Source organism: Pseudoalteromonas sp. Isolate6, from assembly GCF_022398435.1.
Taxonomy (GTDB): Bacteria; Pseudomonadota; Gammaproteobacteria; order Enterobacterales; family Alteromonadaceae; genus Pseudoalteromonas; species Pseudoalteromonas galatheae.
On the sequence record NZ_JAKEVK010000058.1, the window covers coordinates 1 to 23948 of the forward strand.

Genomic DNA, 23948 nt, shown 5'->3' on the forward strand with positions numbered 1-23948 from the left:
ATTTTTTCCCTCATTACTTGTTATATCATTCGCTTTGATGTTAATACTGATGGTGAATTGAACAACACGGCAAGGATTGCTCTGGTAATAGTATCTATTTCCACCTCAAAACTGGATTTGGGTTGAACAATGAAGTGTTTATGGCTTACTTCTCATATTTGAGAGAGCCATATAAACAAAGTGCTTACTAATAGCTGTTACATAACCGCAAAATTAAGGAAAAAAGATGAAAAAATTAATTGAAAAAAGTGCGCTATCTAGTATTTCTGGTGGTAGTGGTGTTTTGGATCCATTAGATCCAGCGTCGTCTGTTTTACATCCTGTTAGACCTGAATCTTCAGTACTGCATCCAGTTAGACCTGAGTCTTCAGTATTGCATCCTGTTAGACCTGAATCTTCGGTACTACACCCTGTTAAACCCATCTAATACATTGAATTGATATGCGTTGGTATATGTGTTGTTGCCAACGATATTACCTTACATTTTACTTTTTATTAATATAATTCAAAGACTTAATTTATCTGTTGTATTGACCTCATCATTAAGATTGGAAATAATAGCTTCGACTTTAAGGAACTATAAAAGGTAAAGCATGGATAAGGAACTGCACATTAGTGCTGCTGAAGATTGGTATTCATTTCGTATTAGCGCTTCTGGAGAGCTGGAATTTAAACGTGTTGCACTATGGGCCGCTGATGAACAGGGTTCTGTGAGGGGGTTAGTCTCAGGTAGTGGCAACAAGAAATTCGCTAACTATTTATACAATGCACCACACGCGCACGGTGGTTATATTCATTGGAATGATATGACACCCGATCAACAGAAAAAGGCAAAGCAGGACTGCCAAATAGATATCGATAGGTTAAAAGAGCTGCAAGCTGACGATACTAGCTCGTAATCGACACCCGCTGATTTTAAATATTTACTTGAAATTACCGCAGTTTACAGAGCTGTGCTTCATTATTTTTCTACTCTATAGTCCGATTAGTGCGGCTATACGTTAAATTCAATTAGAAATAACGACATGAATCAATTCGATAAAAACCAGATTATCACGCTGGATATTCAAGACCCGCAACAAATCAAACTAGCATTAACACAATATAAAGCTTTATTAGATGAGGATAGGGCTTTTAGCGATAGTCAATTTGATGTTGAGTTTAAGCAACTGGGAAAAGACGGTAAACGCCGCCTACAACCACAAGATAGCGGCAACAACCTTAAGTTGCTGCAGTCTGCGTTAAACTTAGGCCAAGAAGGCGGATCGCACCACTATAACCATCCTATAGATGATGATACTGAAACTTATATTTCTGAAGTCATTCTGTTTGCAGCAGCTCTGCAATATCCTGAAATTAAAGAGGTTGTTGTAGAAACCGCCGAAGCCATCGTTGCTTATAGTCGACGCCAAAACGACACAGACGAAATGTGGCTTGATGATATGCGGGTATTTGGCGTAGAAGCATTATATATGCTTGCAAAGACGGATATACGGTACACCTTCTTGCTTGCACAGTTTTTTGTGCCTTACTGGGATGATGAGCATGCCTGCGGTTACGAAAGCTATTTAAGTTCATTGCTTCATGAGCATGGCTGGCACAAAGAAATAATCAAAGCATTTATATGGTGTGACAACGAGAGCTTTAGATCTGGCATGTTCCAAAATGATCGATATAGTGACGATTGTAGCTACCAGCCATTGGGGGAATATTTATGCCAGCACCCCGAGCACTACGAACAATTTAAAGCATTAGTCGTTGCACGTTTCCAAGCAGAGCCTGTATTACTTGAGCGTGTCGATACTATGTGCGATGAGGATGAAGAAGAAGACTTAAGTACTTATCAACCCGTCGTGTCTCTATACCAATCGCTATTCCCTCATACTTGTTTTTATGACGATGAAGAAGCCAAAGATAGCTTTATGGCAATGCCATTTTTTGGCAGCACGCTCGAAAATGAAGCGTATGATTTACAGCAAAAAGTCCAATCACAGGTTGTAGGACCGCTCGTTAAAATAGCACAGAGTGCCATTACTGCGCGTGCAAACTATCGCGCCTATCTCGCCAGAGACGAGAGAAAATATGAGCTTAACTATGGTAGCAATTTATTGAAGCCCTTAGTGCTAGCTATGCCCCAAGGTGAATCATTGTGGCGCTATATTGAAAGTGGTGAGCCACACACCGTGTTAGAAACACTCTGTGAAGTTGATGTACTTGAATTAGCGAAACTGCATGCCAGTGACATGGCTGAGCATCTTATTGATCAATTGAGTAGTTTCGAGCGCAATAACCAAGGTATAGCCGACGAATTGGAGTCGGTGCTCAGTCTTGTACGGGGCGATTTACTGACTGAGCACTTCAGTGAAGAAGTTGAATATACACAACCAAATGGCATGGTGCTGACGCTTACGGTACGCAAAGACACAGAAACGAGCTTACTACAAGCTCGCGCTCAGCAATACTTGCGCGTGATTGACGTATTTTATTATGCTCTAGGTAAACGTGAGTTTAGTAAATATATGATGACATCACTTACCGAAGGTGATGAGGCGCTACTTTCTAGAGAAGCCTATTATCAGCGCTACACTCAACTCTCCTTATCTGATATTGAGAGCGCAGCAGAAAGTGCCAAAGCCAAAAACATCCAATCGATATTTCATCACTTCACCAACCAAGATGAATTACTGTGCCGCAAGCATCTTAAGTTGGTTGATGAGCATTTTCGCTCATCCCGTGCGCTGTGCCATCCAGAGCAGTGGCCACAATCGGATATGGGCTTAATGACACTGGCCAGCTATCACCTTCATTGTGATTACAATCAGCGTATTGGCGACGATATTACAGAGGCACTGGTAACTTATCTTAACGACAATCATATTTGGCAACTCGCTGCCCAGCACATAATTCAAAAATGTCATAAAAAGTCAGACCATTATAACCCTGAAAACCTAGGGTTATCTGAGGAACAAATAGCGCGGATCTGTGATCACTTTACTGCAGACACGCCGCGAGATGATTTGGTCAGTATATTGGCACTAGTACAGCCACACTTGTATCGAGATGAGTGCTGTCGCGGCGATCTTTACTTAAACAAATTTAGTGAGCAGCAACCCAGTTATCAGCTTTTTAAAGATCATGATGATGACTTTCAGCGCTTTACCTTAGCCGCATTTTGGTTGCGGCAATTACCTTTACCCTTACAAAATAAAGCAGATCGTTTGTGGCAATTTATTATTGCATTGGCGCCAGTTAGGGTTGCACGCAATGTGCTTCGTGCTTATTCAGATGATCATTGGGATATAGAGTTTAACAATATACTCGATGGGATTGATGTCTATGAGCACTTAAGTAAAGCTGGAATAGATAGCGGTATTCTGAATGCCTATGAAATGAGTTATCAACGTTATGACTTCGGGCGTTACGTAAATTGGATAGAGATTTACAGCGAAATAGTCAGTGATGATACCAGTATGTTTGGCAGCATGGGGCGTAAAAAAGCCAAAGCCATGGAGCGGGGGCTTGCGTATATTAATGAGCGCACGAAAGTTGAGTTTTTACATCATGTTTCGCTCAAACATCCTGAAGTTGCAGTCGACTTTGATCATAACTTGCGCCGTGCGATAGATATTTTTGCGCAATTAAATCTGCACTCTTGGGAGCATGCGTTGGCACACGAGTCAGGTAAGGATTGTCTGTATTTCGGTGAAGGTGAAAAGTTACCAAAGAAGCTGCATAAAGCCATTGTGGCAGATAGTCTTTCAATACATGATAAACCTTGTCATGTTGATGGTCGAAGTTGGGAAGCCTGCACTGTGTTGCAGCAGCAAGGAGACAATTATGTGATTGTGATGGCCGATCATGAGGTGCCGCTTGCTTGGTATGAAGACAGACTGTCATCGGGACCCTTATTGGTATTCTCAGAGCAGGTTGAACGTGCTGCTATTGTAAAGCGCGTTGCTGAACTTCAAGTGCAGTCCAATCGTATTAACGGGATTGTTGAACAAACGATGGCTTATCTAGATAACGAAATAGAGTTTGACGCCATGGCTGCGCTGTTCAAAGAGCAAATATCCACCGAGTTTATGCGTATCGATGCCGATGAATACCACATGTATAGTCTGCGTCAATTTGTGTGGATGCTAGATGTTAAGCGTCGCAACAAACTGGTACGTCTGCTTCTTAATCATGACTATCGCGGCTTTAAATTAATTGAAGCGCAAATGGAGCAACCTTGGTTGTTACACCAACTGGCACACAATGAAATTGATTTTGAGACTTATCTATCAAACAGCGATGAGTATGAAGGTGAAGCATCCGAGACCGGTATGGCATTTTTACTCGCCTGGTTATTTGATATCGGCGTTAAATCCGAACACCTGATGCTGTTTTGTATTAAGCGCAGCCATTTTGACGTGTGTCGTGAGTTTATTGTGGCACATGCTCGTGGCCAATATGGCAGTTTTAAACAGAGTTTGAGCTACCTACACGCGGGTCGCCGCGCTGAACTTCCTGAAATATTAAGCCAAGAAGCAGATGCTGAAGTATTGCTAGCTCCATTGAAAAAAGACAAATCTCGTAAGGTAAAAGAAGCAGTAAGCCATTACTGTAGTTAGTGTATAGTCATACGCCCGAACATCGGGCGTATGACAACTCAAATATTTGGATTATTTATCCGAAGCTCAGGTTATTTACCGATACAGAATGAGCTAAAGATTTTGCCTAGCAAATCATCTGAGGTGAATTCGCCGGTGATCTCATTGAGGTATTGCTGGGTTAGGCGCAGCTCTTCTGCCAGAATTTCACCGGCAATGTGCATCTCTAGCTGAGTTTGGCCTATTTCTAGGTGCTCAGCAGCGCGTTCTAGGGCGTCTAAATGACGACGACGAGCCATAAAGCCGCCCTCAGTTGCACCTGTGAATCCAATACAGGCTTTTAGGTGTTCTCTCAATAAATTAATGCCTTGAATATCTTTGGCACTCAGGCGAATAAGAGTATGGCCATCACTCGTTGTTGTGCCAATGGCTTCACCGCTCAAATCGACTTTATTGCGGATCACCGTAATCTCCATACCTTGCGGTAGTTGTTCGATAAAATCAGGCCAGATCTTCGCAGGATCGGTTTCGTGGGTTTCTGTGCCATCTACCATAAACAGTACATGATCGGCACCACGGATCTCTTCCCAAGCACGCTCTATGCCTATCTGTTCTACTTTATCTGGACTATCACGAAGTCCTGCAGTGTCGATAATATGAAGCGGCATACCATCGATATGAATGTGCTCACGCAGTACATCCCGTGTGGTACCTGCAATGTCTGTAACAATCGCGGCTTCACGGCCAGCTAAGGCATTGAGTAGCGATGATTTACCTGCGTTAGGACGACCTGCAATCACCACGCGCATACCTTCACGCATAATACTGCCTTGCTTGGCTTGTTTACGCACTTCAGCGAGTTGCTGAATAATGCTCTCAAGATCCCCTGCGACTTTACCATCTGATAGAAAATCAATTTCTTCATCGGGGAAATCAATTGCAGCTTCAACATACATACGAAGGTGAATTACTTTTTCGACCAATGCGTTGATATGTTTAGAGAAGTCACCTTGCAGTGAATGTAGTGCACTTTTTGCAGCTTGCTCGCTGGTGGCGTTGATCAAGTCTGCGATAGCTTCTGCTTGCGTTAAGTCTAGCTTGTCGTTCATAAAAGCACGTTCTGAGAACTCACCAGGCTTTGCCAAGCGCACTTGCTCGATTTGGCTTATCTCCTTTAGCAGCATATCAAGGACAACCGGACCACCGTGGCCTTGTAGCTCAAGCACATCTTCTCCTGTGAATGAGTTTGGTCCTTGAAAGAACAGCGCAATGCCTTGGTCAAGCTGTTCACCTGCTAGGGTGTTGAATGGCAGGTATTCGGCATAGCGAGTTTTAGGGCATTTACCTAAGATTTGCTCGGCGACCTCTTTGGCTTTACTACCAGATACTCGAATAATGCCAACGCCACCGCGACCCGGAGCGGTAGCCTGTGCTGCTATGGTGTCTTGTGCAATCATGATTTACTAATTCTAATGGAAATACGAGGTGATAAATGAATTGTACAGCAAAGCAACAGACTCAGCCATGCTGGGGCGTGTTTGCTGTTATAAACTGTAGCAAAAATGGATATGTAGTGAAGCATGAAGACTTGTACTGGATCAAGACAACGGCAAAAAAATGGTCGTTTATCTCATTTTTAATAAAAAAGACTTTATTTGTTCGTTTAATAGATAGTTAAATAGTATTAACTTCATTGAAGCAGGCATATAATGCTAGCTGAATGTCTTACTTTAAATACAGTGTGTTTTTGTTAAAATTGTGTGTCATGTTGGACGTCGTTTTGTAACCCAAAGCCAAGTTGGCTAGATGAATAATGTTAAGGAATTACGTTGTATAAATTCAAGGGCTATACTTTTGATTCGGTGCTTGGCGCGTTGTACCACCAAGAAGGCTCTATTCAATTACGCCCTAAACTTGCTCAGTTACTCGAATATTTTCTTATTAATGCGGGCCGTGTAATCACCAGAGAAGAATTGTTATCCGAAATCTGGATCAATGGTGAATATAGAGAAAGTTCACTTACTCAGAGTATTCGGGAGCTACGCAAACAGCTAAACGACAACGTTCATGACCCCGTATTCATTAAAACGTACCCTCAGCGTGGTTATATCTGGCTAACGGAAGTTGAATTAGAGCAAGAAGAAACACAGCCCGAACCGGTCAATCAAAAAACATCTAATTTAGGACATAAAAATCCCTATATTCTTTTTATGGTCGTGGGTATTTTTGCTTTGGTTGTATCGGCTGGATTACTTTATCAATCAAACACAAACTCGATTATAAATTCTACAGCACAAACCCAGCAAAACCATATTCGTCGAATATTAATCGCGCCATTTATTAATGAAACTGGCGAAACAAAACTTGATTGGTTGAATTATAGTCTCAGGCATATGCTGATCGAAGGGTTAAAGGAATTACCAAATTATAATGTTGTCCCTGATAATACCGCTTTACAGTTGCTTGCGGCAGAAAGCCCCAAATTTAGTAATCAGGAACAAGCCTTAGATAGTATTGTGGTAAGTGGTCGAGCTGATCAGTGGATGTTAGCATCAGTTTCTCAAGAGTTTGGCCGATTTGTGTTTAGGTACCAGCTATCGCAGCCAAATGGGGAGCGGAAAGAAGGAGTGATTTATAGTGAGGGGCTAGACTTATCACTTCCTGATTTGGCAAATAGCTTTATCAAACAATTTAACAAAGGAACCAATAAATTAAGTACTTTTAAGGTGTCTGATAATCAATTCTCAACCAAAGATTACTTAGAAGGGCTGCACGCACTAGAGACTCATGGTGTTGGTTTAGCTATTCGATATTTTGAAGCATCTAGCTTGCATGATCCAAGTAATACCCATGCATTGATAGAGTTGGCTCGTTCATACTGGCGAACAGGACAGGTTGAGAAAGCACAAGCACTTTTTGCAAAGCTAGAAGAAGATACAGAACTGCAGGCTCAGTCTAATTTACGTGTACGGTTGTTGTTTTATTGGGGGGAATTGGAACAAGTATTAGGGAATTACGAAGAGTCCGAAAGACTGCTCAAGTTGGCGTTGGCAAATAGTGAAGAGCTCTCAAATGAAGTGATCCGCTCACGTATTTATTTGGTACTTTCAGATGTTGCGTCAAAACAGCAAAAATGGGAACTGTACAAAGATTACGTCAATCTATCGAAAGTCGGTATTAACTTACAAAATGATGTCAGCACAGAAGCGACGCGGCTTTACTACATTGGTAGTCCACCAGCTGCGAGGCCTGAGCAGGTCACCGATGTTAATTTAAACGAAAGCTTAGAAAGCTTGCACCGCTCTCTTAGTTATTATCAAAAAAATAATAACTTGAGTTTATTAATGCAAACGTATTTTGCGATTGGTCAGAACTTTGTTGCTGATATTAACAGCCGAGCGAAGGCCTTAAAAAAGGCGCTGGAGCTAGCAATAGAGCAAGAAGAAATCATTTATAAGATTAAGATCGCAAATTATCTTGGCTTCTTTTACATTCAGCTTCACGACGGGCAGCGAGCATTAAAGTATCTGCAAATTGCGCAAAGTGAGTTTAATACTGGACTAGAAAACTCGCCGCTTTACTATCGCAATCGCCTGCTTGAAGCTATGGGGAAAATGGATCTGGGGATTAGTTTAGTCGATCCTGATTTACTTGATGCTGCCGACGGTATCTTTACTGAAATGGAATCATCCAATGTCAGAGATTATCCTCACATACAGGCTGACGCACACTTATTACATGGGTGGACATTATTGATCAAGCAGGAGTATCAAAAAGCATTACCTAAATTAACGAGAGCACAGATTAAATACCAATCTTTAGGATTAAATGACTCTAAGGCGTATGCGGATTATTCTTTAATGTACGCTTATTTGCAGCTAGGTAATTACAGCAAGGCTATTGAACTGTTTGATGATAGCAAGAATAAAAAGTTATTATTTGATTATGCGGCGATCGCACACTTACAGCTGGAGCAGTTTGATGAGGCAGAAAAGCTGTTGCTGCAAAGTAAATCAAGCTTTTCTGGGTTGTGGAGAGAGCAAGATGAGCGCTTATTAGGCTTTGCAACGCGTGTCATGCCGATCCAAAATGACAACTCAATAAGTACCTTGATAGATCAGTGGCAAAAACCTTACTCCGTCTACTGTGAATCAGAGTGGGGAATGTAATCCCCACTTGGTTTTTAGTGATGCCTCTAGAAGCATAAGCTTTGGATAAGGGGGCGTTTGACGATAAATTTATAGGCCCGCTTTACCTACAGAATAGGTATGAGCTGGTAACAAGAAGCGAGTGCTATCGAGCGCTTTCTTCTTGAGGTCTAGATATCGTGAAAACACGCATTTATTGCTCCGCACTTTCACCTATAAAACTAAAAACACACATAAAGTCAAAGTGTTATTGTCTTTGTGTTTTATCCTCTCAGCTCTATTTTTAGGCTTGGAATTTAGTTCTACATAAGACATTTTTTAATGTGCCTAGTACCGGGTTTACTCTCTCAATTGACCAGAAACTTAATCGACTTGGTACGCTAAACCTTGTTCTTTCTTCGTAAACTAGCCTTCCTTGCTCTGTGTCATTTTTTAACTCGAGTAGCCTATTTGGCATTTCAATTTCTCATTCCTAAATTTTTAGACATTTACTATCCAGTCAATCGTTACCTTATCAATGTTTTGTTTTTGTTAATTCGTTTTGTGTTTTGTTAATTGTCATCTCTTGCGTAAATTTATATAAAAAAGCGTATTGGTGAGTTCCCCTTAGAATTAATCAGCGCTTCATTAGGCTGTCTTTTTAGATTTTTAATAAAACTTAGCTACAAAAAAGAAAAACAAATAAAAGCTTTTTAATCATGCGTTTATTAGTTTTTAACTAATCATGGTTATGGGCTTTTTATCTATTTTAGATATCTTTGATGTCTTTTTTGTCGCTATGGGTGCTCATTCTCCGCTACTTTATGTGCGCACTTTACATGGCCTGGGAATGAGGGTGTTTAGTAATAAACAACAGGTTGTGTTGTAAATTTTGTGTGTTGAAGGTTTCTATTGTTTATTTTTTGTGTCTTTTGGCGCGGTGGTCAATAGAAGCGGAAACTTTAAAGGACGGGGAAATGATTACATTAAATGGCAACAACAGGGTGGTTAAGACAGTAATAAGAACCTTCTTTGACAACTCGAAGGAATGGTTAAGATGAGTAATACAATTAACTTAGCCGAGCGTTGGCTGCACCATTGTGAAGTACCAGAGAAAATAGCAATTGCTCATCAGGACTGCGAAATTACGTATGAGCAATTAAAAAGTTCGATGGCTAAGTTGGCGAGTGCCTTTGAACAAATTGGTCTACAAAAAGACAGCCGTGTCGTTATCGGATTAAATGACAGTCCAATACTACACACTTGTTTTCTAGCTAGTTTGGCGTTTGGCGCGATCCCTATCGTGATCAACCCGAAGCTGAGTGAGTCTGCGCTTACTTACATTATTGGCGACAGCGATGCGAGTATTTATGTATCTGAGGAAAATGGCAGAACCACTTTCCAGTTTTTTCATCAAGGCAATAAAACCAACAAAGTTACTTACCAAACCATGCTTAGTTATGGGGATGTAGCTTGGAATAACTATTTTTTCCGTGATCCCAGTGATGTTGCGTTTATGCAATATACTTCAGGCACGACAGGCAATCCAAAAGGTGTGATGCACTCTAGCGAAAATGCACTGTACATTGCACAGTATTTTGCCAAAAACACTCTGGGTGCAACCCAACAAGATGTTTTCTATTCGCTTGCTAAGTCATTCTTTGGTTATGGCTTGGGCAATAGTTTGATTTTTCCATTAGAGCTTCAAGCGACAGTCGTGCTCGATAGTGAGTGGCCAACAATAGAACGTGTAGCGGCAAACTTGAGTCGCTATCAGCCTACTTTATTCTTTGGTGTTCCCGCTATATATCACGGCTTAGCCTCACTTCATAATAGCCATGCTATCGTTAGCTCCGTGCGATTAGCTATTTCAGCGGGCTCAGCATTGCCTTCTGGTATTTTCAATAGTTGGGATCAGCAGTTTGGGCTTCGGATCGTTGACGGTCTGGGTTCAACGGAGTTGTGCCACATATTTTGCTCACATACGCCACAAACAGCGAGTTGTAATAGCCTAGGTAAGCCGTTATCAGGATATGAAGTGTCTATCCGAGATGCAAATCAGCAGCCCGTTGCGCAGGGGAAAACAGGGAACTTATGGGTGAAAGGGCCCAGTATGGCATTGGGTTATTGGAAAAATTCGGCCGCCACTCAGAACAAGTTCGTTGATGGTTGGTATAACTCTGGTGATTTAGCTGCCATTGACGAAAATGGAGAACTGCATTTCAAAGGCCGTTCGGACGATCTCTTTAAAGTAAATGGCCGTTGGGTTGTGCCTTCTGAAATAGAAGTTAAGTTAGCGCATAACTTTCCTACCATTCTTGAACTCGCCATGGTTCCTTATGAAGCAGACGATGGTTTCATTAAACCAAGCCTTTGGGTGGTGCCTCGTCAGGGGGTCGATAGCCACTCTTTGAAGCGCGAAGTTAATCACTGGTGTTCACAAAACCTATCAAGCTATCAACGTCCAAACCAGATCACGATGATTGATGCGTTACCAAGAAATGATAATGGCAAAGTGGTTCGCAAACGCCTCATGCATTTAGAGGAAGTGGCATAACATGACTGAGTTGCAGAAAATTTATAGCCAAGTCGATACACTTGATTATGGTGACGGTGATGTAATGCGCTTTTATCGTCGCTTTGCAGCGGATAGCTACTCGTTTGTATATGAGTTTAATAACGCCGCAACCAAAGCTATTCCGCCTCGGTACAGCTTGGTAGGTCTATCCTCTTTGGCAAAAATTGTACTTAAAAATAACAAGTTAATGTATTGCTGTGGCAATGATGTCATTTTTGAACAGCAGTTTGATTGTGTAACACAGGCTTGGGCCAAATTAGAGGAATTAACTGCAAATACAGAGTTTGTACTTAACCCAGAGATTGAGCTGTTTGAGTTTGGCTGGTTAGGTATTTGGGGTTATGAAAGCATCCGTTACTTTGAGCCACATAAGTTACCTGATCCAGAGTTGCCAGACTTAACACAATCTTCGGATGTTGAGTTAATGCTTCCACAGCAGATGGCGATTTTTGACCATAAGGAAAAGCAGGCCAAGATTGTCACTTTTTCATCTGTCCCACAACACAGTAATACTGGCTTAATTGAGCGGTTACACTCTTGGCCTCAAGATTCGGTTGATGGCCCAGTACAGTTTAATTTCAAGCAAGACGAATTTAAGCAAACAGTAGATAAGCTCAAACAAAACATAAAAGACGGCGAAATCATGCAGGCCGTCTTATCACAGCGAATGCAGATCCCTGTGTCTGGATGTGGGCTGGATTTTTTTACACAACTTAGAAGAGTAAGCCCTTCTCCTTATCAATTCTATATTCGTTTAAATGCTGGGTGTTTGTTTGGCGCATCGCCAGAGACGCTTGTGCGTAATGATAATGGCGAGCTTGTTTCTTTTCCAATGGCGGGCACTCGCCACAGACAAGCCTGTGAGGTCGAGAATGCGCGGCTAGAGCAGGAACTATTGCAAGACGAAAAAGAGCTTGCTGAGCACTTGATGCTGATTGATTTAGCCAGAAATGACCTCGGTCGAGTGTCTGATCCTGCTACTGTCAGTGTTCCTCGCAAAATGACTGTGGAGCACTTTTCTCATGTGATGCATATCACATCACAGGTGAGTGCATCACTAAACAAACAGCATAGTAATTTTGATTTGATTAAAGCCACATTGCCAGCAGGTACATTAAGTGGTGCACCAAAGATACGTGCGATGCAGCTGTTGGATAAATACGAGCAAGTCAGGCGTGGGTTTTATGGTGGCGGGGTTGGCATATTGAATAACCAGCTACTTGATCTGGCAATTATTATTCGCTCCGCGTACATCAAAAATGGCTATCTCAACATTCAGGCGGGGGCTGGCATTGTGACCGACTCAAACCCTGAAAGTGAATGGCAAGAAACTATGAATAAAAGTCGGGCAATGCTGGTTGCGCTTGGTATTGCCGAATCTCAGGATAAGGAAGCTGCCACATGTTAGTCATGATAGATAACTATGATTCATTTACTTATAACCTTGTGCACTATTTCTTCGCGTTAGGCCAAACGGTTAAAGTGGTGAGAAATGATGAAATCACGATAGATGAGTTGGCAGCGTTAAAGCCAAGTGGTTTGATTATTTCACCAGGGCCCTTCGGCCCTGAGCAAGCTGGCATTTCATGCGAAGCCATCGAATACTTTTCAAGAAAAATCCCAATACTAGGGATTTGTTTGGGGCATCAAGCCATCGCCCATGTTTTCGGCGCGGTAGTGTGTCATGCACAGGCTCCAATGCATGGCAAAGTGAAGCAAATTACACACGACAATTCAGGGCTATTTTCTGGGTTACCTTCTCCGTTAGATATCGTGCGTTACCACAGCTTATGTGTATCTAGCATATTACCTGAATGCTTGAAAGTCACGGCTTTGTCGGTGGCAACGCCTTCGGGTCAAGCTGAAGTTATGGCATTACAACACAAGTATTTACCAATATTCGGGTTACAGTTTCATCCAGAGTCTATCGCAACTGAAAGAGGGCTGGATATGCTGCGCAATTGGTTGGTAGAAAGTGGGCTAGTATCACCAGAGCTTGATACTGCTAATGAAGTCGCTGCATAAGGAGAAAAAGCAATGTTTTCCACTCAAGTTGTCAAGGCTATTCAACAACATCCCAAAATTGGTGCAGGTAACTTTCTTACTGTTTTGAACGAGATAGTGCCAGATACACATCAGGACTTGATAAAGGTTGAACAGCCGATCAGTGAATATTGTACTCAACGTCATTTTACCATTGCAGATCTTCTGTATTTGAGCGAACTCATCGCGGGAAAATATTGTGCGATGGGGGTGTGTGCCAAAGAAACGGTAGGTTTGTATCTTAACGATGATCTAAGCTACTTCATTCACTACCTTGCGTTAAACAGAATTGGCGCTATTCCAGTATGTATTAATGACAAGCTAGACCCTGAAATTGTCATTGCTTTTTGCCGTAATGCTGCCGTGGAGCGACTTGTTTACTCGGATAATAAAGCACAGTGCTTTATCAATTTATCGTTAAAAACAATAAAGCTATTTACGGTAACGCAGTTACTCTCTTTGGCTAATACTGAATTGCCAGCAATGCCCGAGTTTGCTGCAGATGATGTGATTTTACTAGCACATACTTCGGGCACTACGGGTGTGCCCAAAGCAGTAACTTTTACCCACCATAGTTTCTTTTTTGGTGTGCAAAATCAATTATTAAAACAAAGAGGTGAGCGAGTGTTATGCGCTTTGCCACACTCTCACAGTTCTGCTATCTCCGTCATGATGTCGAGCTTATTGCGAGGCGCGAGCACCTATATTTTATCTGATAAGTCTGCGCAAAACTTAGCAAAAAAAGTCGAGCAAGAACGCTCTGAACTCATCGTTGCTTTCCCTAAAACCTATGTCGACTTGTGTCGTGAAACCTTAGATGAACGTCAGTTTTCCTCAGTGGGTTATTGGATTGCTACAGGTGATGCAAATCATGAGTCGCATATCAGAAAGTTGATTGCGCTTGGCAAACATTATGCTGATGGTAAGCGTAAATCAGGCTCTATATTCATTGACAACTTGGGGTCATCAGAGTTTGGGTTCGCCATATTCAGAAATATTCATAGCTTGGAGCAGCACCAATTTGACCGCTGTATCGGTCGCGCGTTTGAGTGGGTAGATGCAGCAGTATTGAACGATAAAGGAGAGCAGCTTGGCCCCAATCAAGTGGGGTTACTGGGCGTTAAATCAGAATCTGTGACGGCAGGATATTGGAATGCTCCCCAACTAACTGAGGATGCAAAGCTCAGTGGTTATTGGTTAACAGGCGACTTAGTCTATTTTGATGAAACGGGTAAATTTTTCCACGTCGATCGTACGACTGATCCTGTTTATACCAAAGATGGTGTGCTTTACAGCTGCTTGGCTGAAGAAGTCATTCTGAAGTATTTACCTGAAATTTTTGAATGCAGTGTTTTTGCTAAGCCTGACCCTCAAAACCCAGAATTTTATCTACCACATGTTTGTGTGGAATTATCACGGTCTGCATCTGAAATAGCGGCCGATTGTTTGCTCGATAAAGTTAACACCGTTTTGCAACAGCATGATTTGATAAAAGTTGTCTCTCTCACCTTTCAGTCCGGTCATGAATATACCGGAGTAACAGGAAAAAAATTAAAGCGTCAATTACGTGAGCTAAAAGCTGCATAAGTAAGGATCACACTATGTCACCAAAACTACATTTGTATGGGTATGACATTTGCCCATTTTCTATTCGGATCAGAATGTTACTTGAGGTCTTGCATTTAGACTACAGTTATACCAACGTTGAGGTTTATACTCAAAAACCGGCTGCTTTATTAAAGCATTCACCTATGGGTAAAGTTCCTACTTTGTTAGTCGATATTGAGTCGCTATCAGAGTCTAGCGTTATTGCTCGCTGGTTAGCCGAGGTATACCAAGAGCAGCAATTGTTATCTCGTAATGCCTGGCAAAAAGCAAAGCAACAAGAGCTTATGGAATTAATAGAACAAGCTCATGGTGCTGTTTCTACAATCATTCGCAGTGAAAGCGAGCAAAGTTTCCAGACTGGGATCAATGAGCTCAGCACTATTTTACCCGTTTTACATCAAGAACTGCGTGAAGAAGTTACGCACGTATCGACACTCGTTGATGTGTGGAAGCTGGTGTTATGTAGTGTTATCCGTAACCTTGATTGCGCACTAAACAAAGCACTCAGCAGTGCGATACCACAGATCAGAAATTATCCAAATTATCAAAAAAGTAGTGTTGCAGTCGCAAAGCTCGTAGCTAAAGTTTTGCCGCATCATTACGAGTTGCAGTTACGTGAATTACTAATAAATCGCGCTGGCTACTGTGCAAACTTAATCGCTTCCGAGCATAAAGTGGAGCAGTTAAGCGCATGATTAAAAAGATAAACTCTAAATTACAACTACAAGCAATGTCGGTCTACTTGCGCAGTTTTGATGAGCCGCGCCTTAGTTGCATTGACTGGCTAAGAGATTCGACTGGCACGTTATTTTCCGATCAGCAAGTTGATGCACAAGCATTAGATTTGATTATTACGCTCTCAACCAGTATCGACCGTATTATTGAACGTAACGAGCAGCAGACACCAAGAGTTGGGTATGCACTACAAGAGCATCTACAAGCAGACAATGCATTTGTAATTGATTTACAAGACACAACTTGGGCGCAGGCACTAGAAGTTGCGAATGGCTATTTTGTCGCTGCCGGGATGAAAAATATTTTAATTGCCGAAGCAAATTCACATGATGTGAAGCAGTTTCCAACTTTGGAAGCTGGCGCACGAAGTGTTCTGTTAAGCGCTTCAGATGCAGTGTCTCAGTGTCAAATAGTACAACAAGAGATCGCTGGATATCAGCCAAATACTTTATCTCTATCTACTGAGGGCAAGCTTGAGTTGTCTGTTCAGCTCCCTGCGAAACATGCGCTAACCGACCATTTGGTAAGTCAAATAGTACAACTTTGTGAAGCATTACAAGGTGATGGGCAAGCCGTAATGATTGATGCACCGCACTATCTTGAGGCGCAACTTATCAGAGCATTGCAATTCAATGCCCCCCAATTACGTTGGTCAAGTTGGAATGACACCCAAGCTCAGCTCAAAGAGGCATTGCCTCAAATTTGGCTAAGTGTTTGTCCATTTAGGGCAAAAATAGTAGCGCGAACAATGTTTTAGGAGAATGGGATGAATATGTGTGGTGTAGAGATTAAGGCTGTGGCAGCCAAAGTGCCAACATTAGCAGTAAAAAATGAAGATCCACAGTGGTTCTCAAAGATTAGTAGTACAGATAGAGAAGAGTGGGAACAAAAGTGGGGAATCAAGCAGCGTTATTACACAGACTTAAGTGTTTCGATGCCAATGGATATTTCGGTATCTGTGGCACAAGAAGCGTTGCAGTTGGCTGAATTAGACAGCGATGATATCGATCTTTTTATCACTTCTTCGTCATTGGCTGTGCAAATTCCGGAGCGTCAATTTTATCCTCGGATCAGTCATACGTTGAAGCAAAGACTGCAATTAAAGAATGCGACAGCCGAGTTCGATATCCAAAATGAATGTTCAAGTATGATGGACGGGCTGCAATTAGCGGCCAACGCAATTATGACTGGTCAAGCTGAGCATGTGTTAATTCTTACGCAAGAAATTAGTAGTGCCATCATGGATAGAAGCTGTGTAAACGGAATGAATTTTGGTGATGGCTACGCTGCGATGATTGTGTCTAAATCATCAGATCCAACTCTCGGTATTGTTTCGCAGCATTATCAAAGTTTTCCTAAGCACCACAAGTTAGCAACTATCTGTTGGAACGACAAAGTAGATACCTATTTTGGTCTGTGTTTCGATATGCCCGAGCAAGGGGCTAGAGTGATGGGGCAGTTTGTACCAAAGTCCTTACCAAAACTGGTAAATGCAGCCATGAAAAAAGTAGAGCTCGACTCAAACGACATCGACTTCTTTGTTTTTCATCAACCTGCAAGAAAGTTAATTGATGCATGGTGCGCCTTATTGCGTATTCCTGAGCATAAGGTGTTAAAAATTATGGAAGAGTTTGGTTGCGCCGTCGCGGCAGCAATGCCTCTTGCTTTTAATATCGCGCTACAGCAACAAGCCATCGCCGATAATAGCAAAATTGTGATTGCTAGCCCTTCAATCGGCTGGGGATTTGGGGCACAGATTTGGCAACTTGGTAAAGTGCCAAAATTTTCATCCAATGTTCACTATCAAATTTAATCGTAAGGACCAACCCTAATGAAGGACACATATATTCTTGGCACTGGTTATCACTTGCCAAAACGGAAAGTTGATAATCACATGATCTCTGAAGTCATTAACACTTCGGATGAATTTATTCGTGCACGTATCGGTGTTGAAACGAGATTTCATGCACAAAGCACTGAAGCGACTAGCGATCTCATGCTTATGGCTGCACAGCAGGCTGTAGCAGACGCTGGGATCACTTTAGAGCAGGTCGATATGCTAATAGTGAATACGCTAAGTCCTGATATTCATGACCCATCACAGGCTTGTGTGTTGGCAAGCAAACTAGGTCTAGCCGAGCTACCTGTTTTTGATATTAGAGCTCAATGTAGTGGCCTTATTTATGGGGTTAATATCGCGAAAAACTTCGTGGCAATGGGAGAAGCTAAATACGTTTTAGTGGTAGCAGGAGAGCTATTATCTAAGCGTATGGACACCAGTGATGCAGGGCGAAACCTTGCGGTGATGCTTGGAGATGGGTGTGGGGCTGCCGTGGTTGGACAACAGCATTCAGACGCTCGGGCAAGTGCAAAGATCGAAGACATTCAGTTATGTGGTGATGGTCGTCAGTGGGAAAGCTTAGTTACACGTGCGCCAGGTACTGCACAACGTCAATTTCATGTACCAGACGATGGTGACTTAGGACATTTTTATATGCGCATGAATGGTCCTAACGTATTCCAGCATGGCGTCAGTAAATTTTGTGAAGTTGCGACTCAGATATTATCAAGAAACAATCTGAAGGTTGCTGATATAGATAAATTTATTGTGCATCAGCCAAATCTAAGAATGCTTGAGGAAATCCAGGCTAGGTTAGATATTGACCCTGCGAAAGTACCAATCAATGTGACGCGTTACGGCAATATGGCATCCGCATCAACAGCGGTTACGTTAGCCGAAAACTGCCACAACAAAACGATTAAGGCCGGCGACAGAGTATTGATGCTTTCTTATGGTGCCGGTGCGACATGGGCTGGTGCCCTATTACAGTTTTAGGAGTCGGGGCGATGACTTGGTCACAAAAAATGGGCATGCAGCAAGATGGTTTACACTTATTGGGTACCATTGATATACCTATGTTCTTGATAAAACATGATGCCGGATGGGCCTTGGTAGATGCGAGCGTGGAGCCTCTCGCGCCGCGAATTTTACAGCAGCTAGAGGCGATATGTGGTGATCTAACCACGATTACCCATTGGTTTATAACGCACTCTCACTATGACCATATTGGCACTTTAGCGCTGCTTTATCCGTGGTTACCGGCGGTCAAGGTATACGCCTCTGCGGCAACGAGTAACACGCTGAAAAACCCCAAAGCGCATGCAGTGACTGCTAAATTAACTAGCAGTCTATATAACATCTTACCTGAAGCCGAGCATGCTCCTGCTGCAATGGAAGCAAAGAAAGTAGATTTTGCTGATATCCCTATCATTAGCTTAGCTGATGGAGATAAGGTGACGCTGAGCGCAGGACATCAAGTGGTCGCTGTTGCCACACCTGGACATGCAAAATGTTTACTGAGCTTTTATGAGCCGAAATTCAAGCGCCTGTATGTCTCAGATACTTTGGGGGAAATGGTATCACCGACACAGTGGGAACCACTTGTCTTCCAAGATTATCAAGCCTATCAAGATTCTTTACGAAAGTTGCAAGCATTAGATGTGAATTGTCTCGTATTAGGACATCACGGTGTTTTGTATGGTGAACCAGCAAATGTTGCTGCGGCCAGTGCGTTACAGGGGTTAACTCAATTCAAATCTCGAGCTGCGCGATTGCTTAGTGAAAATGAGGGAGACTTGAACGCGACAGCACAAGTTGTTTCGGATATCACACGTCAATCAACAGAAAAATTTATTACTAAAAAACTCCACTATAACGGCACATTACTAATGATGCAGTTAATGGGGTTTGCTGGACAACCTGAACTTAGTTAGAAAGGAATGAGCAAACAATGAGCTTAAATAAAGTAGCAGTGATCACAGGTGGTGCTAAGGGGTTAGGGTTAGAAGCTGCGAAGCTTTTGGCGAGAGACCATCAAGTTGTACTAACAGCTAGGTCCGAGAAAGCTGGCCAACAAGCCCAGCTGGCTTTGGCTGAAAGCGGTACCGAAGTTGACTTTTTACCATTGGATATTTCCTCGGACGAGAGTGTTGATCTGTTTATGAAAGCGCTAATGGCGCGTTATGGTCGGTGTGATGTGCTGATCAATAACGCTGCAATTTTCTTTGATTGGGAAAACAGTGCATCGCAAATCGACTTGAGTGAATTGAGTGCGACGTTTGAGACAAATGTGATTGGATCTGCTCGAATTTCCAAAGCACTCATGCCGCTGTTACTCGCGTCTGAGAATGGCAAAGTGATTTTCCTTAGTAGTGATTTAGGTTCGCTGAATTATGCGGCAGATCCTGAGCATGAATATTTTCCTATCAACGGGTTAGCATACCGTATTTCTAAATCAGCGTTGAATATGTATGCCTTAGCATTAGCGAAAGAGTGTGATGATACTCAGATAGCGGTGACGGTTGTTTCTCCAGGCTGGTGTAAAACAGATATGGGTACAGACAAAGCACCTCGTTCTGCGATTGAGGGTGCACAGAGTATCTATATGGCAGTTAAGGGCGATGGAAAACAGTTTCATCGCAAATTTATTCTTGATGGTAATGAACTCGCTTGGTAACCACAACAAAGGTAAGGAACACAACTAATGAACACATCAACTAGCTCTGTTTTATCAATGGAAAATCGCATTGGTGCGCGCTTTGAAGACTTTGTCCAACAACACCGTATCTGGCAAAACCCTTTGCTTAAAGCATGTGAAAATAATCAATTAACCATCTCTGAGTTTGGTTTTGTAATTGCCCAACATTTTTATTATTCGCGTGGTTTTACCCGATTACTCTCTGCACTAATGATGCAGTGTGAAAACGATCTGCACCGTGTCGCTTTATCCCATAACTTGTGGGAAGAAGCGGGCGAAGAAGAGCAACAAGAATGCCATTCGAACTTGCTACGTAATATGCTTGGTAATGTGTTTGGAGTGACTGCCCCAGATGAAACTCGATTTAGAGACTACACGGTACAGTACTTTAACGATTGTCTTAATTACTTAAAGCATTCTGACATTGTCAGAGCGGCGGCATTCTTAGGTTGGGGCACCGAAGGGGTTGTGCCTAAGATTTACAGTTATCTTTTTAATGGATTGGTAAACCAAGGAGTGGCCGAATCGGACTTACTCTATTTAAGCCTGCATATGGAGTGTGATGATGAACACTCTGAGGTAATTGAAAAGATTGCGCTAGATGCATGTGATGGTGATACTGAACAGCATTGGCTGGCGATCGAAGAGGCAATTGACACCTCTCTATCACTTCGAGATGCATATTTCACAAAATTATATGAAGAGCTCAAAATGGCCAAAGCAAAATCGTTAATTGATTTGGTGACTTCAGATAAACCTTATGCAGATTTGGATGCTTCTGGCGCATTACATGCAAATGTACTAGAAAAACAAGGGATAACCTTATACCAGCGAGAAGACGAAGCTGGTGGAGTAAACTTTGAAGTAACTCGCTTTAAAGTTGCCAGTGAAGTGATTGATCCTAGACTTTTAGAGATCCCAGTAGGCAAGCGCAATGAAAAACATAATCACGCCCATGAGTCGGTATTTTATATTCTCAGCGGCCAGGGCCGTGTACACATTGATGAAAAGGCCATTGATGTTGTCGCCGGAGAGTTGGCATACGTGCCTCGTTGGTATGATCACTATACCGTTAATACTGGCTCTGAGCCTTTGAGAATTCTAGCGTTAACGGACTATGGCTTTACTCGCTGTTTCCCTAAAAATAGTGAAAGCTCTTATCGCAATAAGCCCGAAAACTTAGGTCATCAAGTTATCGGTTAATTGTTGATACAGAACCATACCTCTATAGCTACTAAAGACCAGTGATTGTTTCTACATCACTGGTCTTTTATTCTAACGGTTTCATTTATTGCTCATATCACATAGTAATTCGATTTGGGTCTGTGGAGCTATGCCGCAAAAATAAACGCTAATTAAGTGAGCTATTCTGAGGTTAGAAAATCTAGTCGATAACACCGCTACCACTTTTTGCTATAAGCGGTGAGATTCCGATATTCACGTTCGCTGTGAGGTCATAGTTACTGCTTTGACTTGAGCTAGTGAAAGTGAGAACGGTATCACACCTGTCCATGCTTAAGAAGGTAACTTGTGGGGTGGAGGAAACCAAATCACAGGCTTTGAGGAGCATGTTGCTGCACGGTTAGTGGGTAGCTTGGATTAATGAGTTGTTGAGTAAACTAATTCTGAGGACAGAGGGTTAAGTAGAGGTACTGCTCACTGCTACTTAACCCACTAAGGTTAGAAAAAAGTAGGGGGTTTTTCACCACGATATGTTGGGTTACCTTTTTCATTAATAACAAGCCAATAAGGGAGACTTGTTATCTCGAACTTCTGAAACAGGCTATTAGTTGAGTCCATAAAGATAGGATGATTCACGTGGAACCTTTGTTGATAAGATTTGACTTCATGGTTAGTAATATAAAAAGGCTTTACTATTGTGGTGACTGGAAGTGTTGTTTTCTCTATCAACCCATTGTTTTGTTTTATCTTTTCTTCGCAATTAGGTAAGTGTTGAAAAGGACATAATGCATCACTGAAAAACAGCACCTGCTTTTTACCATTAAGAGTTATACTCGCTGTCGAACCATCAGGCTTTGTCAAAGCGAAGGTATCGCTCTTTTTTGCTACTTTGTTGATAATATTCTCATGACTCACTTTTGCGTCAGAATGGGGCCGTAGCGGCGTGATACTTTCTACTTTTCCATTGTTTAAAAGTACTCGCGTTGGTGTTTGCCAGATCTTGTATCTTAATGCTAAGGATTGCTGAGTATCTATTTCGAGGCCTTCAAACTGGGGGTAGTAGCCTACAAAGTCGTCGATGGCACCAGCGTTGACATTAAAATCGGGCTGCAATAATACGCGTTTAATATTATCTTTTGGTTTTGGTAATTTAATAGGCTCTGCATATTCGTCCCACAGGTTTATAAAGATAAGCTCAGCCTTACCCTGTTGAGGGATGTCTACAGCCCAAGTGGCGCAGCTATTTACCAATAATGCCAATGTAGTGAGTGTTAGCGTTCTCATTTAACTTTCCTTCTTATTGTAATCGCTTTAGTTTTTCCTTGAGCTCATCGGTTAACAAGGCGCTGCGAAACACTTCGTTTCCTTGAGCGTCTAGTAAAATGTGTGTTGGAGTGCCCACAATTTTAAACTTTTCAACCATTTGTCCTCGTTGGTCAAAAATGGTCGGGATCGTGTAGTTGTGCCTATCCAAAAAACGTCGAACTAAAGGCTCATTTTGGTTAAATCCGACATTGACCGAGATCACCTCTAACTTTTCATTTGTTTTTTCATACGTTTCCTGCAAGTGCGGCATTTCTTCTAGGCAATAGCTACACCAAGTTGCCCAAAATTTTAGGTAAATTGGTTTATCACCAACAGGTAGAGATTCACCATTCATGCCTGTTGCTTCAAATGAAACGGGAGATGGTGAGTTAGCGTAAACGGGTGCGGTACATGCCATTGTGGTGCATAAGAGCACGGTGTGGATTGGATATTTCATTTCACTTCCTCGTATTATTAAAAGTAAATCAGTTGCCCTGCTTTGATTAGGTAGTATTGGGCCATGAATAGGAGTAATAGGAACATCAGCCACTGAATGGTTGACATCCACTTGCCTGACCTTGGTAACTTAGAGAGATACCCACTAAATATGCCCGCAACAAAAAGCAGCAAACACATTCCTAAAGAAAAGCAAAATAAAAGAGAGGTACCCCAGAGTGGACTTTGTTGCTCAGCTACAAAAAGTAAAATTGCTGCTAAAACGGGCGAGCTACATGGTGCAGCAACGAGAGCGCTCAGTGCTCCCATGGTGAAAGCTGAGTTACTAGATTGGCCACTGAATGATTGCAATCTAGTTGGAACTGGGATCCACCCTTTTAAAATAAAGGCGAATAGTAATAGTAGGTTGGCAAATGTAATCATCACAATTGGATTGCTTGCTATCGCGCCAAACATTTGGCCGGTAAGTGCTGCAATAGCGCCCAAAGCGGAATAGACCACGGCAAAGCCAACACAATATAAAACGGTTCTTACTTTTACTGAGTACTTTGATTGTTGCCCTAGCGTAGCAACCGTAATGGGGATTATTGGGTAAACGCAGGGTGTTAAGCTCGTCAAAATACCCAACAAAAAGGCACTTAATAACCAAATGATATTGGGGGATTCATATTGTAGTGCGGATAAAAAAAGCTGTTCTTCCATTACATTTTCGAGCTTATGTTCTAGTGGTTAAGAACAAAGTAGCGCAATGGTGATATTAAGCTATCAAGAGCCGCTTAAATAT

At 42.1% G+C, this 23948-nt stretch carries 19 protein-coding genes; 15 read left to right on the forward strand and 4 right to left on the reverse strand.

What is annotated here, in order from left to right:
- The first annotated feature begins 226 nt into the window (after window positions 1-226).
- From L1D50_RS10380 to L1D50_RS10390, 3 genes are all read left to right on the forward strand, one after another.
- Entirely contained in the window at window positions 227-427 is a 201-nt protein-coding gene (locus L1D50_RS10380; RefSeq protein WP_125253654.1) for a hypothetical protein, read from the forward strand.
- Window positions 428-593: 166 nt separating this feature from the next.
- The gene (locus L1D50_RS10385; protein WP_128727180.1) at window positions 594-899 is read left to right on the forward strand and encodes a hypothetical protein; all 306 of its coding nucleotides are present in this window, start codon (window positions 594-596) and stop codon (window positions 897-899) included.
- 126 nt (window positions 900-1025) lie between these two features.
- On the forward strand, window positions 1026-4613 hold the full coding sequence (locus L1D50_RS10390) for a hypothetical protein (RefSeq protein WP_239966003.1): 3588 nt from the start codon (window positions 1026-1028) through the stop codon (window positions 4611-4613).
- Window positions 4614-4684: 71 nt separating this feature from the next.
- Here L1D50_RS10390 and mnmE read toward each other — a convergent pair whose 3' ends face one another.
- On the reverse strand, window positions 4685-6049 hold the full coding sequence (gene mnmE / locus L1D50_RS10395) for a tRNA uridine-5-carboxymethylaminomethyl(34) synthesis GTPase MnmE (protein WP_128727178.1): 1365 nt from the start codon (window positions 6047-6049) through the stop codon (window positions 4685-4687).
- A 372-nt stretch (window positions 6050-6421) separates the two neighbouring features.
- Here mnmE and L1D50_RS10400 point away from each other — a divergent pair, with 372 nt between their 5' ends.
- The 12 genes from L1D50_RS10400 to L1D50_RS10455 all read left to right on the forward strand — a co-directional run bounded on the left by L1D50_RS10400 (window position 6422) and on the right by L1D50_RS10455 (window position 21424).
- Complete coding sequence (locus L1D50_RS10400; protein ID WP_128727177.1) at window positions 6422-8761, forward strand: winged helix-turn-helix domain-containing protein; 2340 nt, start codon at window positions 6422-6424, stop codon at window positions 8759-8761.
- Window positions 8762-9776: 1015 nt separating this feature from the next.
- Window positions 9777-11276, forward strand: a complete 1500-nt coding sequence (locus L1D50_RS10405; RefSeq protein WP_239966004.1) for an AMP-binding protein — start codon at window positions 9777-9779, stop codon at window positions 11274-11276.
- A gap of 1 nt (window position 11277) precedes the next feature.
- The gene (locus L1D50_RS10410) at window positions 11278-12705 is read left to right on the forward strand and encodes an anthranilate synthase component I family protein (RefSeq protein WP_239966005.1); all 1428 of its coding nucleotides are present in this window, start codon (window positions 11278-11280) and stop codon (window positions 12703-12705) included.
- Entirely contained in the window at window positions 12699-13322 is a 624-nt protein-coding gene (locus L1D50_RS10415) for an aminodeoxychorismate/anthranilate synthase component II (protein WP_128727174.1), read from the forward strand. The genes L1D50_RS10410 and L1D50_RS10415 overlap by 7 nt, the downstream gene beginning before the upstream one ends.
- Window positions 13323-13334: 12 nt before the next feature.
- Complete coding sequence (locus tag L1D50_RS10420; protein WP_239966006.1) at window positions 13335-14927, forward strand: class I adenylate-forming enzyme family protein; 1593 nt, start codon at window positions 13335-13337, stop codon at window positions 14925-14927.
- A 14-nt stretch (window positions 14928-14941) separates the two neighbouring features.
- Complete coding sequence (locus L1D50_RS10425; RefSeq protein ID WP_128727172.1) at window positions 14942-15643, forward strand: glutathione S-transferase family protein; 702 nt, start codon at window positions 14942-14944, stop codon at window positions 15641-15643.
- The gene (locus L1D50_RS10430) at window positions 15640-16440 is read left to right on the forward strand and encodes a hypothetical protein (protein WP_128727171.1); all 801 of its coding nucleotides are present in this window, start codon (window positions 15640-15642) and stop codon (window positions 16438-16440) included. The genes L1D50_RS10425 and L1D50_RS10430 overlap by 4 nt, the downstream gene beginning before the upstream one ends.
- A 9-nt stretch (window positions 16441-16449) precedes the next feature.
- A complete protein-coding gene (locus L1D50_RS10435; RefSeq protein WP_128727170.1) occupies window positions 16450-17496 on the forward strand; it encodes a 3-oxoacyl-ACP synthase III family protein in 1047 nt (348 codons plus the stop codon).
- 18 nt (window positions 17497-17514) lie between these two features.
- A complete protein-coding gene (locus L1D50_RS10440; protein ID WP_128727169.1) occupies window positions 17515-18519 on the forward strand; it encodes a ketoacyl-ACP synthase III in 1005 nt (334 codons plus the stop codon).
- Window positions 18520-18530: 11 nt separating this feature from the next.
- Window positions 18531-19457, forward strand: a complete 927-nt coding sequence (locus L1D50_RS10445; RefSeq protein WP_161568683.1) for an MBL fold metallo-hydrolase — start codon at window positions 18531-18533, stop codon at window positions 19455-19457.
- Window positions 19458-19474: 17 nt separating this feature from the next.
- On the forward strand, window positions 19475-20200 hold the full coding sequence (locus L1D50_RS10450; protein WP_128727167.1) for an SDR family NAD(P)-dependent oxidoreductase: 726 nt from the start codon (window positions 19475-19477) through the stop codon (window positions 20198-20200).
- A 27-nt stretch (window positions 20201-20227) separates the two neighbouring features.
- Window positions 20228-21424, forward strand: a complete 1197-nt coding sequence (locus tag L1D50_RS10455; protein WP_239966007.1) for an iron-containing redox enzyme family protein — start codon at window positions 20228-20230, stop codon at window positions 21422-21424.
- 477 nt (window positions 21425-21901) lie between these two features.
- On the opposite strand, the gene L1D50_RS10460 is transcribed toward L1D50_RS10455, so the two are convergent.
- Genes L1D50_RS10460 through L1D50_RS10470 form a run of 3 tightly spaced genes read right to left on the reverse strand, consistent with a single transcriptional unit; the run spans window position 21902 to window position 23866 of the window.
- The gene (locus L1D50_RS10460; RefSeq protein WP_138522621.1) at window positions 21902-22687 is read right to left on the reverse strand and encodes a hypothetical protein; all 786 of its coding nucleotides are present in this window, start codon (window positions 22685-22687) and stop codon (window positions 21902-21904) included.
- A 13-nt stretch (window positions 22688-22700) separates the two neighbouring features.
- Entirely contained in the window at window positions 22701-23165 is a 465-nt protein-coding gene (locus L1D50_RS10465; RefSeq protein WP_138522623.1) for a TlpA disulfide reductase family protein, read from the reverse strand.
- A 17-nt stretch (window positions 23166-23182) separates the two neighbouring features.
- Entirely contained in the window at window positions 23183-23866 is a 684-nt protein-coding gene (locus L1D50_RS10470) for a cytochrome c biogenesis protein CcdA (RefSeq protein ID WP_128727163.1), read from the reverse strand.
- Between the last annotated feature and the right edge of the window lie 82 nt (window positions 23867-23948).